The sequence below is a fragment of the Lentzea sp. NPDC006480 genome (assembly GCF_040611995.1).
In the GTDB taxonomy this organism is placed as follows: Bacteria; Actinomycetota; Actinomycetes; order Mycobacteriales; family Pseudonocardiaceae; genus Lentzea.
In genome coordinates, this window is sequence record NZ_JBEXPJ010000033.1 from 30657 (window position 1) to 44344 (window position 13688).

General features: G+C 69.1%; 16 protein-coding genes. 3 read left to right on the forward strand and 13 right to left on the reverse strand.

Annotated features, from left to right (window positions below):
* Position 1: 1 nt before the first annotated feature.
* Positions 2–1711, reverse strand: coding sequence for a glycerol-3-phosphate dehydrogenase/oxidase (locus tag ABZX92_RS15870; RefSeq protein ID WP_355559170.1), 1710 nt, complete (start codon positions 1709–1711; stop codon positions 2–4).
* Between the two features lie 284 nt (positions 1712–1995).
* Between ABZX92_RS15870 and ABZX92_RS15875 the strand changes: the two genes are divergently transcribed.
* Positions 1996–2739, forward strand: coding sequence for an MIP/aquaporin family protein (locus ABZX92_RS15875; protein WP_355559069.1), 744 nt, complete (start codon positions 1996–1998; stop codon positions 2737–2739).
* A gap of 13 nt (positions 2740–2752) precedes the next feature.
* Positions 2753–4261: a glycerol kinase GlpK gene (glpK, locus tag ABZX92_RS15880; protein ID WP_355559071.1), complete on the forward strand. Its 1509-nt coding sequence runs from the start codon at positions 2753–2755 to the stop codon at positions 4259–4261.
* A gap of 1 nt (position 4262) precedes the next feature.
* Here the strand turns inward: glpK and ABZX92_RS15885 are convergent, their stop codons facing one another.
* The 5 genes from ABZX92_RS15885 to ABZX92_RS15905 form a co-directional block, all read right to left on the reverse strand.
* Entirely contained in the window at positions 4263–4802 is a 540-nt protein-coding gene (locus tag ABZX92_RS15885; protein WP_355559074.1) for a sortase, read from the reverse strand.
* 64 nt (positions 4803–4866) lie between these two features.
* Positions 4867–5568 carry a hypothetical protein gene (locus ABZX92_RS15890; protein ID WP_355559077.1) on the reverse strand — a complete coding sequence of 234 codons (702 nt, stop codon included), beginning with the start codon at positions 5566–5568 and terminating at the stop codon, positions 4867–4869.
* Entirely contained in the window at positions 5565–6293 is a 729-nt protein-coding gene (locus ABZX92_RS15895; protein ID WP_355559080.1) for a hypothetical protein, read from the reverse strand. Before ABZX92_RS15895 ends, ABZX92_RS15890 begins: the two co-directional genes overlap by 4 nt.
* Before the next feature lie 9 nt (positions 6294–6302).
* Positions 6303–6893 (reverse strand): class F sortase, encoded by a 591-nt coding sequence (locus tag ABZX92_RS15900; protein ID WP_355559083.1) that lies wholly within the window; start codon positions 6891–6893, stop codon positions 6303–6305.
* A gap of 52 nt (positions 6894–6945) precedes the next feature.
* On the reverse strand, positions 6946–8349 hold the full coding sequence (locus tag ABZX92_RS15905) for an NAD(P)H-quinone dehydrogenase (protein WP_355559086.1): 1404 nt from the start codon (positions 8347–8349) through the stop codon (positions 6946–6948).
* Positions 8350–8459: 110 nt separating this feature from the next.
* On the opposite strand from ABZX92_RS15905, the gene ABZX92_RS15910 reads away from it, so the two are divergent.
* The gene (locus ABZX92_RS15910; RefSeq protein WP_045317832.1) at positions 8460–8909 is read left to right on the forward strand and encodes a gamma-glutamylcyclotransferase family protein; all 450 of its coding nucleotides are present in this window, start codon (positions 8460–8462) and stop codon (positions 8907–8909) included.
* 10 nt (positions 8910–8919) lie between these two features.
* Here ABZX92_RS15910 and ABZX92_RS15915 read toward each other — a convergent pair whose 3' ends face one another.
* The 7 genes from ABZX92_RS15915 to ABZX92_RS15945 form a co-directional block, all read right to left on the reverse strand.
* Entirely contained in the window at positions 8920–9723 is an 804-nt protein-coding gene (locus ABZX92_RS15915; RefSeq protein WP_355559089.1) for an ESX secretion-associated protein EspG, read from the reverse strand.
* A complete protein-coding gene (locus ABZX92_RS15920) occupies positions 9723–10913 on the reverse strand; it encodes a PPE domain-containing protein (RefSeq protein WP_355559092.1) in 1191 nt (396 codons plus the stop codon). Before ABZX92_RS15920 ends, ABZX92_RS15915 begins: the two co-directional genes overlap by 1 nt.
* A 2-nt stretch (positions 10914–10915) precedes the next feature.
* Positions 10916–11281: a transcriptional regulator gene (locus ABZX92_RS15925; RefSeq protein WP_355559095.1), complete on the reverse strand. Its 366-nt coding sequence runs from the start codon at positions 11279–11281 to the stop codon at positions 10916–10918.
* Between the two features lie 97 nt (positions 11282–11378).
* Positions 11379–11957, reverse strand: a complete 579-nt coding sequence (locus ABZX92_RS15930) for a DUF3558 domain-containing protein (RefSeq protein WP_355559096.1) — start codon at positions 11955–11957, stop codon at positions 11379–11381.
* A 6-nt stretch (positions 11958–11963) separates the two neighbouring features.
* On the reverse strand, positions 11964–12530 hold the full coding sequence (locus ABZX92_RS15935; RefSeq protein WP_355559099.1) for a GNAT family protein: 567 nt from the start codon (positions 12528–12530) through the stop codon (positions 11964–11966).
* 9 nt (positions 12531–12539) lie between these two features.
* Entirely contained in the window at positions 12540–13316 is a 777-nt protein-coding gene (locus ABZX92_RS15940; RefSeq protein ID WP_355559102.1) for an HAD-IA family hydrolase, read from the reverse strand.
* Positions 13295–13681 carry a DUF1707 domain-containing protein gene (locus tag ABZX92_RS15945; protein WP_355559104.1) on the reverse strand — a complete coding sequence of 129 codons (387 nt, stop codon included), beginning with the start codon at positions 13679–13681 and terminating at the stop codon, positions 13295–13297. The genes ABZX92_RS15940 and ABZX92_RS15945 overlap by 22 nt, the downstream gene beginning before the upstream one ends.
* Positions 13682–13688: the final 7 nt, after the last annotated feature.

Sequence of the window (13688 nt, forward strand, 5' to 3'; positions counted from 1 at the left end):
CTCAGCTCACGGGTTCGATCAACTGCGCGCGGGCTTCCGGTGCCGCGGCGCGAACGGCGTCGGCCGCCTGGTCGTCCGGCTTGGTCTGGGAGTGGCGTTCGGCCTCGACCCGCGCGTTGTAGACCTCGACCTCGCGCTTGATCGCGTCCTCGTCCCAGCCCAGGATCGGCGCGATCAGCCGAGCCACCGCCTCCGCCGACTCGACGCCGCGGTGCGCGTACTCGATGGAGATGCGCGTGCGCCGGGTGAGCACGTCCTCCAGGTGCATCGCGCCCTCGTGCGACGCCGCGTACACCGCCTCCACCTGCAGGTAGTCCGGCGACGCGGGGATCGGCTTCAGCAGCTCGGAGTTGTCCGCGGCCAGCGACAGCACCTCGTGCACCAACGAGCCGTAGCGGTCCAGCAGATGCCGGACGCGGTACGGGTGCAGCCCGTGCTTGGCCGCCAGCTGGTCGGCCTGGTTGACCAGCGCGTGGTAGCCGTCGGCGCCGACCAGCGGCACCTTGTCCGTGATGGACGGCTGGATCCGGCCGGGCAGGTCGACGTGTGCCGCGTCGACGGCGTCCGCGCCCATCACCCGGTACGTCGTGTACTTGCCGCCGGCGATCGCGACGAGTCCAGGAGCGACCCGAGCGACCGCGTGCTCGCGCGAGAGCTTCGAGGTCGCTTCCGACTCACCGGCCAGCAACGGCCTGAGGCCCGCGTAGACGCCCTCGATGTCGTCGTGCGTCAACGGAGTCGCGAGCACCGAGTTGACGTGTTCGAGGAGGTAGTCGATGTCGTGCTTGGTCGCCGCCGGGTGCGCCAGGTCGAGGTTCCAGTCCGTGTCCGTGGTGCCGATGATCCAGTGGTTGCGCCACGGGATCACGAACAGCACGGACTTCTCGGTGCGCAGGATCATCCCGGACTCGGCCACGATCCGGTCCCGCGGCACGACGATGTGCACGCCCTTCGACGCCCGCACCCGGAACCGCCCGCGCGAACCCGAAAGCCGCTGCAGCTCGTCCGTCCACACGCCGGTCGCGTTGATCACCGCGTGCGCCCGGACGTCGACCTCGCGACCGTCCTCCACGTCTCGCACGCGCACGCCGGACACCCGGTCGGCCTCGCGCAGGAACCCGATCACCTGGGTCGACGTCCGCACGACGGCGCCGTAGTGCGCGGCGGTCCGGCCGACCATCATCGTGTGCCGTGCGTCGTCGGCTTGTGCGTCGTAGTAACGGATTCCGCCGATCAACGCATCGCGCTTCAAAGCCGGAACCAGTCGGAGCGCACCCGCTCGGGTGAGATGTTTCTGCCCCGGCACGGACCGGGCGCCGCCCATCGTGTCGTAGAGGAACAGACCTGCCGCCGTGTACGGGCGTTCCCAGATCCTGTTCGAGAGCGGGTAGAGGAAGCTGACCGGCTTCACCAGGTGCGGCGCGATGCGGTTGAGCATCAGCTCGCGTTCGCGCAGTGCCTCGCGAACCAGGCCGAACTCCAGCTGCTCCAGGTACCGCAGGCCGCCGTGGAAGAGCTTGGAGGACCGGCTCGACGTGCCGGAGGCCAGGTCGCGGGCCTCGACGAGAGCCACCCGCAGGCCCCGCGTCGCGGCATCCAGGGCGGCGCCGACACCGACCACACCACCGCCGATCACCACGAGGTCGAACGTGTCCGTCCCCAGCCGTTGCCAGGCGTCCTCCCGCTCGGCCGGCCCGAGGCGGCCGGTGATCGGAGGTTCGGCATGGGTTTGCGGTGGTGCAGCTGCGTTCTTGCGCGTGGCCACGACAACGCCTCCCTGTGACGACTCGCGGATCACGTTACCTGCAGCAACGCCCCTTCGCCCATGGGCGCGAACGCCAGAACCCTTCGGCCTGAAAACGGCCTGACAACAGGTACTCGGCGTAGACAACTGATCAGTGCGGTAATAGCGTCCGAGCACGTTGCAGGCGGGCGGCGCGGCCCTGACCTCGGGTTTGCGCGTCCTGTCTGGCCGCAAACGAGTGGAGGTCGACGATGAGTGCAGGCTCGATCTTCGTGTGGGAGGTGCTGGGGACCGCGGTCCTCATCCTCCTGGGCACCGGTGTCGTCGCGAACCAGGTGCTCAAGAACACCCTCGGCAACAGCACCGGATTCCTGTTCGTCAACGTCGGCTGGGCCTTCGCGGTCTTCACCGGCGCCAGCATCGCCAACCCGAGCGGCGCTCACCTGAACCCCGCCGTGACGCTGGGGCTCGCGATCGCGGACAAGACGCCGTGGGGCGACGTCCCCTTCTACATCCTCGGTCAGATGGTCGGCGCGATCATCGGCGCGATGCTCTGCTGGGCGACCTACAAGCTGCAGTTCGACACGCACGACGAACCGCAGAACACGCTCGGCATCTTCTCCACCGGGCCGACCGTGCCGAACGCGGTGTGGAACCTCGTGTCCGAGGTCATCGGCACGTTCGTGCTCGTCGCGTGGATCCTGCTGTCGCCCGGCGTGAAGATGGCGACCGACGGGACTCCGCAGTTCGGCAACTCGGCGCTCGGTTACGCGGGTGTCGCGTTCGTCGTGCTGGTGATCGGTACCTCGCTCGGTGGCCCGACCGGCTACGCCATCAACCCGGCGCGCGACCTCGGTCCGCGCATCGCCTACGCGTTCCTCATGCCGATTCGCAACAAGGGCAACGCCAACTGGGGCTACTCATGGGTCCCGGTGGTCGGCCCGCTCGTGGGTGGCGCGCTCGCCGCGCTGCTCTACCTGGTTCTACCGGTCTGAAAGGACATCCCGCATGACCCAGTACGTGGCCGCGATCGACCAGGGCACCACGTCGACCCGTTGCATGATCTTCGACCACTCGGGTCGAGTGGTGTCGGTCGACCAGAAGGAGCACGAGCAGATCTTCCCGAAGGCGGGCTGGGTCGAGCACGACCCGATGGAGGTCTGGCAGAACACCCGCCAGGTCGCCGCGGGCGCGCTCGCCAAGGCCGATCTGTCCACTTCGGACATCGCCGCCGTCGGCATCACCAACCAGCGCGAAACCGCGGTGGTGTGGGACAAGAACACCGGCCAACCCGTCTACAACGCCATCGTCTGGCAGGACACCCGCACCGACAAGATCGTGCAGGAGCTCGGCAACCTCGGTGGCGGGCAGGAGCGGTACCGCGCCAAGGTCGGCCTGCCGCTGGCGACCTACTTCTCCGGCCCCAAGATCCGGTGGATCCTCGACAACGTCGAAGGTGCGCGGGAGAAGGCCGAGGCCGGCGACCTGTTGTTCGGCAACATGGACACGTGGGTGCTGTGGAACATGACGGGCGGCACCGACGGCGGTGTGCACGTCACCGACCCGACGAACGCGTCGCGCACCATGCTGATGGACCTCGACACGCTGCAGTGGGACTCCTCGATCGCCGAGGACATGGGCATCCCGATGTCGATGCTGCCGGAGATCCGGTCGTCGTCCGAGGTCTACGGCCAGGTGCGTGAACGGGGTGCGCTGGCCGGCGTGCCGATCGCGGGCATCCTCGGCGACCAGCAGGCGGCGACGTTCGGCCAGGCGTGCCTCTCGCCCGGCGAGGCCAAGAACACCTACGGCACCGGCAACTTCATGCTGCTCAACACCGGCACCGAGAAGGTGATGAGCGAGAACGGGTTGCTCACCACCGTCTGCTACAAGATCGGTGACGCGGCTGCCGTGTACGCGCTGGAGGGTTCGATCGCGGTCACCGGTTCGCTGGTGCAGTGGCTGCGCGACAACCTCGGCATGATCAGCACCGCGGCCGAGATCGAGGAGCACGCGCGGTCGGTGGAGGACAACGGCGGCGCGTACTTCGTGCCCGCGTTCTCCGGGTTGTTCGCGCCGTACTGGCGTTCCGACGCCCGTGGCGCGATCGTCGGCCTGACCCGGTTCGTCAACAAGGGCCACCTCGCGCGGGCCGTGCTGGAGGCGACGGCGTTCCAGACGCGTGAGGTGCTCGACGCGATGAACGCCGACTCGGGCGTCGACCTGACGGCGTTGAAGGTCGACGGCGGCATGGTCGTGAACGAGCTGCTGATGCAGTTCCAGGCGGACATCCTCGGCGTGCCGGTGATCCGGCCGGTCGTCGCCGAGACGACCGCGCTCGGTGCCGCCTACGCGGCCGGTCTCGCGGTCGGGTTCTGGAAGACCGAGGACGACATCCGCGAGAACTGGGCGATGGACAAGCAGTGGGAGCCGCAGATGGACGACGCCCGCCGCACCTCCGAGTACGCGAACTGGAAGAAGGCCGTGACGAAGACGTTCGACTGGGTCGAGGACTGAGTCACTGGGCGGGGGCTGCGTGCACGATCACGTTGTCGCGAGTGCCGCACGTGATCAGCCGCAGCCCCTGCTCGTCCGCGTCCCTGCTGACGGCTTCGGCGAAGAAGTCGTCGCGGATGATCCTCTCGGTGCGCACCACCGTGAAGCGGGCGACCGAACCGTCCTTCTTGGACACTTCGATGGTGTCGCCCTGGGTCAGGTCGTTGAGCCGGTAGAAGACGCCTCTGGCCTTGTTGCTCTCGATCCGCCCGACGATGATCCACTGCTGCGGGTGCAGCTGGCGCCACCCCGCCTGCATGCCCTCGCTGACGGGCGGCATCTGCACCGCGCCCTGCTGGTCGATGCCGAGCTCGACCAGCGACGACCGCATGCCGACGCGCTCGATCCGCAGCTCCATCGGGTCGGATTTGCCCAGTGGTGAGACCACCGGCGGCGGCGCGCTTTCGCTCGTCGCCGCCGATGGCTTCGGCGCCGGCGCCTGCGAACAGGCGGCAGTGGCCAAGGCCACGCTCAGCACCGCGATCAAGACACGAGTCCCCACGAAGCCATTGACGCACATCCGGTGGGTTCGTTGCTCATCCAGTCGAGACGGTGCCGAACCGTGATCAGGCGGTGCCGCCCCCACCGGTCTGGGGCGCGCCCTTCGGCTTTACGATCGGCGGCTTGGGCTGCGGCTTTCCGGGCGGCGGCTGGGTGGTCGTCGTGGGCGGGACGGGCGGATCGCCGAGCACCCGGAACGTCTTGACGTCGCGTTCCGGGCCGTCGTTGCACTGCCAGACCACCTCGTAGGTGCCGGGGATCGTGGTGACCGTGGTCTCGCCGCGGTAGCCGCCCCACATGCCGGCGCTGGCGAGCTCCAGCGGCGCGGCGAAACCGGGCGAGGTGAGCGGACTCACCGCACGGCAGCCGCTGGTCATGTCGCCATTCGCGTAGATCTTGCCGCCGGGCTCGACCTCCAGCGGACCGAACCACCAGCCGATCTTCAGCTCCACGGTGAACTGCGCGGTGAGCGTCTTGTTTCCACATTGGACGATCGCGGTGTAGGTGCCGGTCTTCCTGACGGCCTCGCCGAAACCGCGCAGCTTGTTCGGCTCGCCGGGGATCGGTGAGAGCGTGATCGGCTCCTTGAGCCCCGGTGAGGTCACGGTGGAGAACGTCTCGCAGGGACCGGTCTCCACGCTGAGGCCCCCATGGGCTTTCACGGTCGCGGGCAGCTGCAGCGTCGGTTGCTGCTGCGCGGCCGCGAGCGGCGTGAACGTCGCCGCGGCGGTCAGTGCGACCGCGATGGTCGCCAACGCCTTTCTCATCTGCTGTTCCTCCCCTGGGAGGAGGCAGTGCCGCCGCCACCGGTCTGCGGAGCGCCCTTCGGTTTGACGATCGGCGCGGGCTTGGGCTTCGGAGCCGGGTCGGGGGTCGGCTGGGTCGCTGGTGATCCCTTGACCTTGAACGACTGCGTGATCGGCTCGCTGCCGTCGCACTCCACCTGCGCGGTGTAGCTGCCGGGCGTGGTGACGACCTTGCCGGTGCCCGAGAACATCGGGCCGTGGTGGGGGTCTTTGCGGAGTGCGACCGGAGCGGCGAAGCCGGGTGAGGTCACGGTCAGAGTGCATTCACCGGCGAGGTAGATGGCGCTGACCTTGATGTCGGCACCGGGGTCGTACTCCGCCTTGTCCAGGTTGAAGCTGAACTTCGGGGGATACGGAGGCTTGATCGTGAACGTCCGCGTGACCACCTCGCCGCGGCAGGTCGCCTGTGCGGTGTAGGTGCCGGGCGTCTTGATCACCTTGCCGTCGCCGTAGAGCGACGGGAAGTTGCCCGCCTCGGTGTGCAGGTCGATCGGTGCGGCGAACCCCGGCGACGTCACCTGGCTGCCCTGGCAACCGGACGTGACGGACGCCGTCACGTGGACCGAGTAGCCGGGGTAGTACTCGGTGGCGTTCAGGGTGAATCCCTCGGTCTGCGCGCCGGCGGTCGGCGTGATCGCGAACGCCATCCCCGTGGCAGCCAGCAGTGCGATGGTTGCTCTTCTCATGTCTCCCCCTCAGATCAGTGTTGCGTAGACGATGATGTTGTCCCGGTAGCTGTGGGCGGACTGGTCGAAGCTGCCCCCGCAGGTGATCAGCCGCAGCTCGGGTTCGTCGGTCTCGCCGTAGACGGCCTCGGTGGGGAAGCTGTTCTTGGCGATCTGCTCGGTCTTGCGCACCCGGAACTTCGCCGTGGTGCCGTCCTTTCTGGACACCTCGACCTCGTCGCCCTCGGTGAGTTCCTTGAGCCGGAAGAAGATTCCCGGTTGCTTCAGACCGTCGACGTGGCCCAGCACCACCGCGGGACCTGCCTCGCCGGGTGTGCGCGCGAGCTTGTACCAACCGGCCTGCATCGGCTGCTCGACCGGCGGCACCTCGACCGTCTCGTCGGGGTTGAGCCCCAGCGGGACGAGTGAGGACTTCGCGCCGATCTTGGGTATGCGGAGCTCGGTGGGTTCGGACGGCGGCATGCCCTTGTCCACTGCGGACGGTGTGGAGGCCGGAGTGGACGTGGCCGGCGCCGGCGCGGTGGGCAGCACGGCGTCAGGTGACGAGGCGCAGCCGGTCAGCAGCGCCAGCGCGATCAAGAGCCCCCAGAACGAACGCATGCCCCGGACACGCACGTGTCCGGGGCACGGTTGCCCTGCAGTTCTGCGTTATCTAATCGAGATCGTCGTGCCGCATGAGCTGGCGGCCGGACTCGGTGATCGAGCCGGACAGCGAGGGGTAGACCGAGAACGTCGTGGCGAGGTGCTCGACGGTCAGCTGGTTCTGCACGGCGAGTGCGATCGGGAGGATCAGCTCGCTCGCGTTCGGAGCGACGACCACACCGCCGATGACGACACCGGTAGCCGGGCGGCAGAAGAGCTTCACGAAGCCCCGGCGCAGACCCTCCATCTTGGCCCGCGGGTTCGTGGCCAGCGGCAGCATGATCGTGCGCGCGGGCACCTCACCCGAGTCGATCGCCTGCTGGCTGATGCCGACGCTCGCGATCTCCGGGTTGGTGAAGACGTTCGCGGCGACGGTCTTGAGCTTGATCGGGCTGACGCCCTCGCCCAGCGCGTGCCACATCGCGATGCGGCCCTGCATGGCGGCCACGGAGGCGAGCAGCAGGATGCCGGTGCAGTCACCGGCCGCGTAGACGCCGCTGATGTTGGTCCGGCTGACCCGGTCGACGGGGATGTACCCGCCGCGGCCGAGCTCGATGCCGATCTTCTCCAGGCCGATGTCGGTCGTGTTCGGCACCGAGCCGACGGTCATCAGGGCGTGCGACGCCTCGATCGTGCGACCGTCTTCCAGGTGGATCAGGACACCGTCACCGGTGTTCTCGACCCGGTCCGCGCGGGCGTGCTTCACGACGGCCGTGCCGCGCTCGGCGAACACGTCCTCCAGCACCGCGGCCGCGTCGGCGTCCTCGTGGGGGAGCACCCGGTCCCGGCTGGAGACCATCGTCACCTTCACGCCCATCTCGGTGTAGGCGGAGGCGAACTCGACACCCGTCACACCGGAACCGATGACCGCGAGGTGCTCGGGCAGCTCGGGCAGGTCGTAGATCTGCCGCCAGGTGAGGATCCGCTTGCCGTCCGGCTCGGCGCCTTCCAGCACGCGCGGCGTGGCGCCCGTTGCGATGAGCACCACATCGGCGTTGAGGATTTCTTCCTTGCCGTCCGCGCCGATCGCGACGACCTGGTGCTGGGCGAGCCCCCGCGAGTCGTCGGCGAACTTCGCGCGCCCGTTGATCAGCCGCACGCCTTCGCGCTGCAGCCGTGCCCGGACGTCCGCGGACTGCGCGAGCGCGAGGCCCTTGACCCGGCCGTGCACGACCGGGAGGTCGACCGCTGCCTGGTCGTTGTTGGTCTGAATGCCCAGCTCACCGGCGTTGCGGAAGGCGCTGCGAGCGCCCGCCGAAGCGATGAAGGTCTTGGACGGCACGCAGTCGTACAGAACGCAGGCGCCACCGGCCCCGTCGTTCTCGACCACGGTCACGTCGGCGCCGTGCTGCGCCGCGACCAGGGCTGCCTCGTAACCTGCGGGTCCGCCGCCCATGATGACGATGCGGGTCACGATCAGTTCCCTTCTGCGCGCTTGCTGGCCGGGCACAACCGTACGCGTTGGCCGAATCGCCCGTGTCGTCAGTACCGAAAGCTGATCGTTGGGTCGCTACGCTGTCGGACGTGCCGCTCTATGCCGCGTACGGGTCGAACATGGATCCGAACCAGATGATGGAGCGAGCCCCGTACTCCCCGCTCGCGGGGACCGGCTGGCTCGTCGGTTGGCGTCTGACGTTCGGTGGAGAGGACCTCGGCTGGGAAGGCGCTCTGGCGACCATCGTCGAAGAGCCCGACCAGCAGACGTTCTGCGTGCTCTACGACGTCTCGCCCCGCGACGAGTCGCGCCTGGACCGGTGGGAGGGCGCGCTCGGCCTCTACAAGAAGATCCGGTTGCGGGTGCAGACGCTCGAGGGGTCCGTGGTGGCCTGGCTGTACGTGCTGGACGCGTACGAGGGCGGGCTGCCGTCTGCCCGGTACATCGGGGTGGTCGCCGACGCGGCCGAGGCCGCCGGTGCGCCGGACGACTACGTGAACGACCTGCGCACCCGCCCCTGCCAGGGCATCGGCCCCTGATCGCGCGTTGTCAGCCGGCGGCTTCCGCCAGCAGCTCCACCAGGTGGTGGTGCATGCGGCGGTAGTCGACGGGCGTGATCGTCGACCACGGCGCCTGGCCCTCCGAAGCCCGGCGCATCTGCAGGTAGCGGCCCTTCGGCGTGTCGTAGAAGGCGACCACCCGGTCCGGTCGCACCCGCTTGCCCCACTTGTCCCGCGCCGCGGCACCGAACTGGCCGCGGTTCGAGGCGTCGCGGACCATCTCGGCCAGGGTGTGGGCGTCGTCACCTCGCAGGCGGCCCCGCAGTCCTGCTTCGAGGTCTTCCGGCGTGGCCGCTGAGGCGGCCGCTGCGTCCAGGTCGGAGGACGGCAGGGTGATGGAGTGACCCTCGCCCGCCGGAGCCGCGGGGAGGACGGTGAGAGCCTCTCGCGGCAGTCCACCGGCCTCGGCGGGGCGGAGGATCAGCTGGCCGCCGTCCAGGACGGCGAGGACGCCTGCCTGACCCTTGCCCGCGGCCAGCAACCGCACGCTGCGGTCCGCCAGCCACATGCGGGCGTCGATCTCCTGCTGCGGGCGGTTCAGCACGTGCAGCAGGTCTTCCAGGGTCGGGTCGAGGGAGCGCGGGCCGCCCAGGCCGCGGGCGCCGAGCTGGCGCCAGACGCGGTCCTCGATCTCGCGGCGTTCGTCTCGGGTCTTGCCCGGCGAGGGCACCTTCAGCACCAGCGGCATCGTCTCCAGGCCCAGGTGGTCCCAGAGAACGTCGAACTCCAGCGTGGAGATGATCACCGGGTCGCGCGTGTCGCTCGTCCCCATGTCCAGGCCCAGCACAGTCATCAGTCTGTCGTGCTCTCCCCGATCACCGGCATCGAGTAGCTGCCGACGCCGTAGATGTCGTCACGTTCGCGCAGGTAGTCGGCGACCTTGTGCTCCAGGTCCTCCTCGTCCTCGCCCTTGCGCGGGCCCATGCCGCCGAAGGGGTCGAACTGCTGCTGCAACGGCACCGCGCGGCGGTGTACCTGCTCGTTGTCCGCGGCCGCGCCGACGGTGCCCATCGAGCCCATCGCCGAGCCGGAGGCGGAAGCCACACCGGCCGCGTTGCCGTGACCCATCACCTGGCCCACGGCGGCGGACGAGGCGGCGGTCGCGCCCTCTTCCATCTCCTTCGTCTCGCGCGACGAGGACCGGCCGGAGCGCTGGCCCGGCAGACCGACACCCGCGGTGCCGGTGCTGCCCGGACCGGTGGTGCCGGCGGACGAGACCGAAGTGGTGCCCTTGGAGGTGTGACCGGTCGACGTCGACGTGCCCGAGGTGCGCGTCGAGGAGCCGGGAGGAGGCGGGGTGGAGCTGCGCGGCGCAGGCGCGGACGTGCCGCGCGAACCCGTGCCGGTGCGGCCGCGGGTGACGCCGCCGCTGGTGGAGCCCTGCGGGCCGACGACCCAGGCTCCGGACGTGCCCACCTGAGCGCCGCCGCCGTGCGTCACGCCGGTGCCGCTGATGTTCAGCTGCGGCGGCTGGCTGAACTGGCCGAGCGTCGAGGTGTTCGCCGTCGTGGACGAGGCGTAGGTGCTCATGACCTCACGGGCGCGGCGCTCGGCGGCGTCCTGGGCCGCTTCCTGCTTCTCGTGGTCGGTCTGGCCGACGAAGAGGTGGGTGAGGCCGGTGACCAGGGCGCCCGGCTGTTCCGAGGTGACCTCGACGGGCTTGGGCATGTCCGCGCGGGCCTTCGAGATGTGGCCCGCCTGCAGCTCTGCCGAGTAGCGCATCACGTCCGCGCCGGTGCGGGCGCTGTCCGCCCACGCCGCGATCGGGTTCAGGCCTGCCTGCGCCATCTCGGACGCCTTGCCGGTCCACTTCGCGCCGGACAGCGAGATGCCGTTGTGCAGGTCGTCGTTGATCTCGGTCAGCGCGTTCGACACGCCCTGCCAGCGCTCCATCGACGCGAACGACGCGGAGGGGCCAGGACCTGCGTGGATGCGGTCGTACAGCTCCTTGTGGCTGTAGCCCTGCCAGCGGTGATCGACCATGGTCAGCACCCGCTCTTGTTCATCATGCCGGTGTTGTCGCCCTCGACCACCTGGTACTGGCGCTCGATCTGGTTCAGGTTGTCCATCGCCGTCTTGAGCTGCCGCTGGTAGTTCAGCAACGCCTGCAGCGCCGAGTCGCCGTCGGAGATCGAGCGGTCGTTGAACTTCTCCGCGGCCTCCGCGCTCACCGGGTCACCCGCCCACGGGCGGACCCTGAACTCGGTGATCGCCATCTCGATCTGCTTGTCGAGCTTGGTCAGCGCGGCGGAGAAGGTGCTGCGCAACCCCGGGATCGCCTCTGGTTCCACGCTCAGCTCGTGGCTGACGGGTGGCGAGGAGTCAGCCCCGCTGCGTCCCCCTGGCGGCATGGTGCGACCTCCGGCGGTTGTGCGTACAAGCGCTTCGTCACTCTAACCACCGAAGGTAACGCAGGGGAGTGCGATCAGTGACATCCGCCCGTGTGGGTCAGCGCTTCTGGAGCAAACTGGCCATCGCCGCCTCTGCCACCCGCTGGGCTCCCAGACAAAGATGATCTTGTTGCACCGCAGTGGAATTCCCGCCGTCGCGGAACATGACGTCGAGGAACTGGCCGTCCGCCACGTCGATCTCCACGTTGCAGACGTCGTCGATGTCGGGTGTGCGGACGGTAATCGCCGCGAAACCCTCGATCGAGCTGACCGTGTACTCCACTTGGGCGTTTTCGGAGAGCCACACGTCCGCGCCGGACGCCAGCACCAGCGCGAGCCGGGCCACATTGCCGCTCGTCGTGCTGCGCATCGTGCACGCCTTCGCGTCGCCGAAGCTCTTCTCGACGTACGCGCTGGGCGGGTTGTCGAGGCTCAGCGAGGTGCGCTGGTCCGGGGTGAGCACCGCGCACGGGTCCAGCCCGTCGAGCGGCACGGCGCGCGGCCGTTGCGGGAAGTCCATCTGCTGGGAGGACGTCGGGGGCGGAGGTGGTGGCGGGCTGTCCAGTGCACTAGGGGCAGGTGCGGCCGTGCATCCGGCCAGCGCCACCGCAACGATGAGGAGCGCCGTGATCCGCATGGCCGGTCACGGTAGCTGCTCCGGATGTGGATCCGTCGCCAGTCGTGACCACTGCAACTCGTCGACGCGCTGGTCATCGACGGTCGTCGTCTCGCGAAGTCGACCCTCCAGGGTGAACCCGCACTTCTCCGCGACGCGTTGCGACGACTTGTTGAACACGGAGTGCTTGTACACGACCCGATGCACGTCCGTCGCGCCGAACACCCAGCCCAGCACGGCGTTGAGCGTCAACGGCAGTACGCCCTTGCCGCGGTGCGCGGGGTGCGTCCAGCAGCTGACCTCCGCGAACCCGAAGCTGAGGTCGATGTTGCTGAGGATGATCCCGGCGACCAGGTCCCCGGTCACGGCCTCGCACACCGCCCACGACCAGCGGTAGTCCTTCGGCCAGCCGTTGGTCATGATCATGATGAACATCTCGGCGGTCGGGACGCCGTCGATCGTGAAGCGGTTCATGTACCGCCTGGTCTCCGGGTCCGCGTAGATCTCGATGAGCGCCGGCACGTCGCTGACGCGGTCGTCGTTGCGGAAGGCGCGCAGGTAGTACTCGCCGACGTTGATCTCGACTGGCTCCACGCGCTGAGGTTAATCGCCCCCGGTGAAACCGTCGTGCCGGTCCGCCAGATCGTCGAGCTCGGGCCGGTGCGCGGCCGCCGGCGAGCCGTCCGGAGCCGTGGTGAGCTCGATCACCCAGTCCACGTCCTCGGCGTCGTCCTCGCCCGCGAGCATGTCCCGGTGCACGTGGCACGGCCCCCAGCCGTCTTCCGCGAGCTCCGCGGCCAGCTCTTCGGCCTCGTCGCGGTCGGGCAGGATCAGCAGCACCGTCGGCGGGATCAGCCCGCGCACCGCCAGCGCTTTCCGCAACGCGTTCGTGTCCGGCACGTGCACGCCGTCCAGTCCCGCCGCACAGGCCGCTCGGGCGTTCTCCTCGGTGTCGTCGCAGAACACCGCGGTCGGGTAGCCGAGCTCGGCCAGCACCCGCCGGAAGATCGCCGGATCGGGCTTCGCGACCCCGAGCCGCGCCGAGTTGAAGATCGCGTCGAACTCCGCATCGAGCCCGAGCCGCGCGAGATCCGCCTCCAGCCGCGTGGTCGCGTTGGACAGCAACGCCACGAAGCACTGCTTGCGCGCGGCCCGCACCAGCGCCAGCGCCTCGCCGATCACCTCGCCGGGCGTCGCCACCCAGTCCAGTCCGACCTCGTGCCGCCACTGCTCGTCGGTGATCTCACCGGTGACGGCCTTGTTCAGCAGCTCAGGTTCGAAGGCTCGCTCGGCGATCTCGGGCGCGAGCGGCGGGAACCGGCGCACCACGCCGTCGAGATCGAGCAACAGCAACGGTTTCAGCGCCGGCGTCCGTTCCACTGGCCCCACAGGAGCGCCACCACGGGGATGAGCACGAAGATCAGCGGGTTCTTCACCACGAAGAAGAACGCCAGCACCACGGCGATGCCCACCACGGGCACGACCGACCCCTCCCACCGGCGCGCGGGAGCCTTGGCCTGCTCGGGGTACATCGCCATCGGCGCGACGAACTGCGGCCGCGGATCCGGCAAGTCGTAGAACAACGCCATCAGCTCACCGCGGGTCTTCGCGGTGGTGATCTTCGCGGACCGGTCGCCGTACTCGTCGATGTCGATGCGGCCCGCGCTCATGTGCTCGCCGAGCACCTGCAACGCCTGCTGCCGCTCGGTGTCACCGACGCGGATGTCCCTGGACGGGTCGCTCACCCCTCAA

What these genes read in the sequence shown, in the direction of transcription:
- ABZX92_RS15875 (WP_355559069.1), top strand. Translation starts at nt 1,996, where the DNA reads ATGAGTGCAGGCTCGATCTTCGTGTGGGAGGTGCTGGGGACCGCGGTC.
- glpK (WP_355559071.1), top strand. Translation starts at nt 2,753, where the DNA reads ATGACCCAGTACGTGGCCGCGATCGACCAGGGCACCACGTCGACCCGT.
- ABZX92_RS15890 (WP_355559077.1), bottom strand. Translation starts at nt 5,568, where the DNA reads ATGAGAAAGGCGTTGGCGACCATCGCGGTCGCACTGACCGCCGCGGCG.
- ABZX92_RS15895 (WP_355559080.1), bottom strand. Translation starts at nt 6,293, where the DNA reads ATGAGAAGAGCAACCATCGCACTGCTGGCTGCCACGGGGATGGCGTTC.
- ABZX92_RS15900 (WP_355559083.1), bottom strand. Translation starts at nt 6,893, where the DNA reads ATGCGTTCGTTCTGGGGGCTCTTGATCGCGCTGGCGCTGCTGACCGGC.
- ABZX92_RS15915 (WP_355559089.1), bottom strand. Translation starts at nt 9,723, where the DNA reads ATGACTGTGCTGGGCCTGGACATGGGGACGAGCGACACGCGCGACCCG.
- ABZX92_RS15920 (WP_355559092.1), bottom strand. Translation starts at nt 10,913, where the DNA reads ATGGTCGATCACCGCTGGCAGGGCTACAGCCACAAGGAGCTGTACGAC.
- ABZX92_RS15925 (WP_355559095.1), bottom strand. Translation starts at nt 11,281, where the DNA reads ATGCCGCCAGGGGGACGCAGCGGGGCTGACTCCTCGCCACCCGTCAGC.
- ABZX92_RS15930 (WP_355559096.1), bottom strand. Translation starts at nt 11,957, where the DNA reads ATGCGGATCACGGCGCTCCTCATCGTTGCGGTGGCGCTGGCCGGATGC.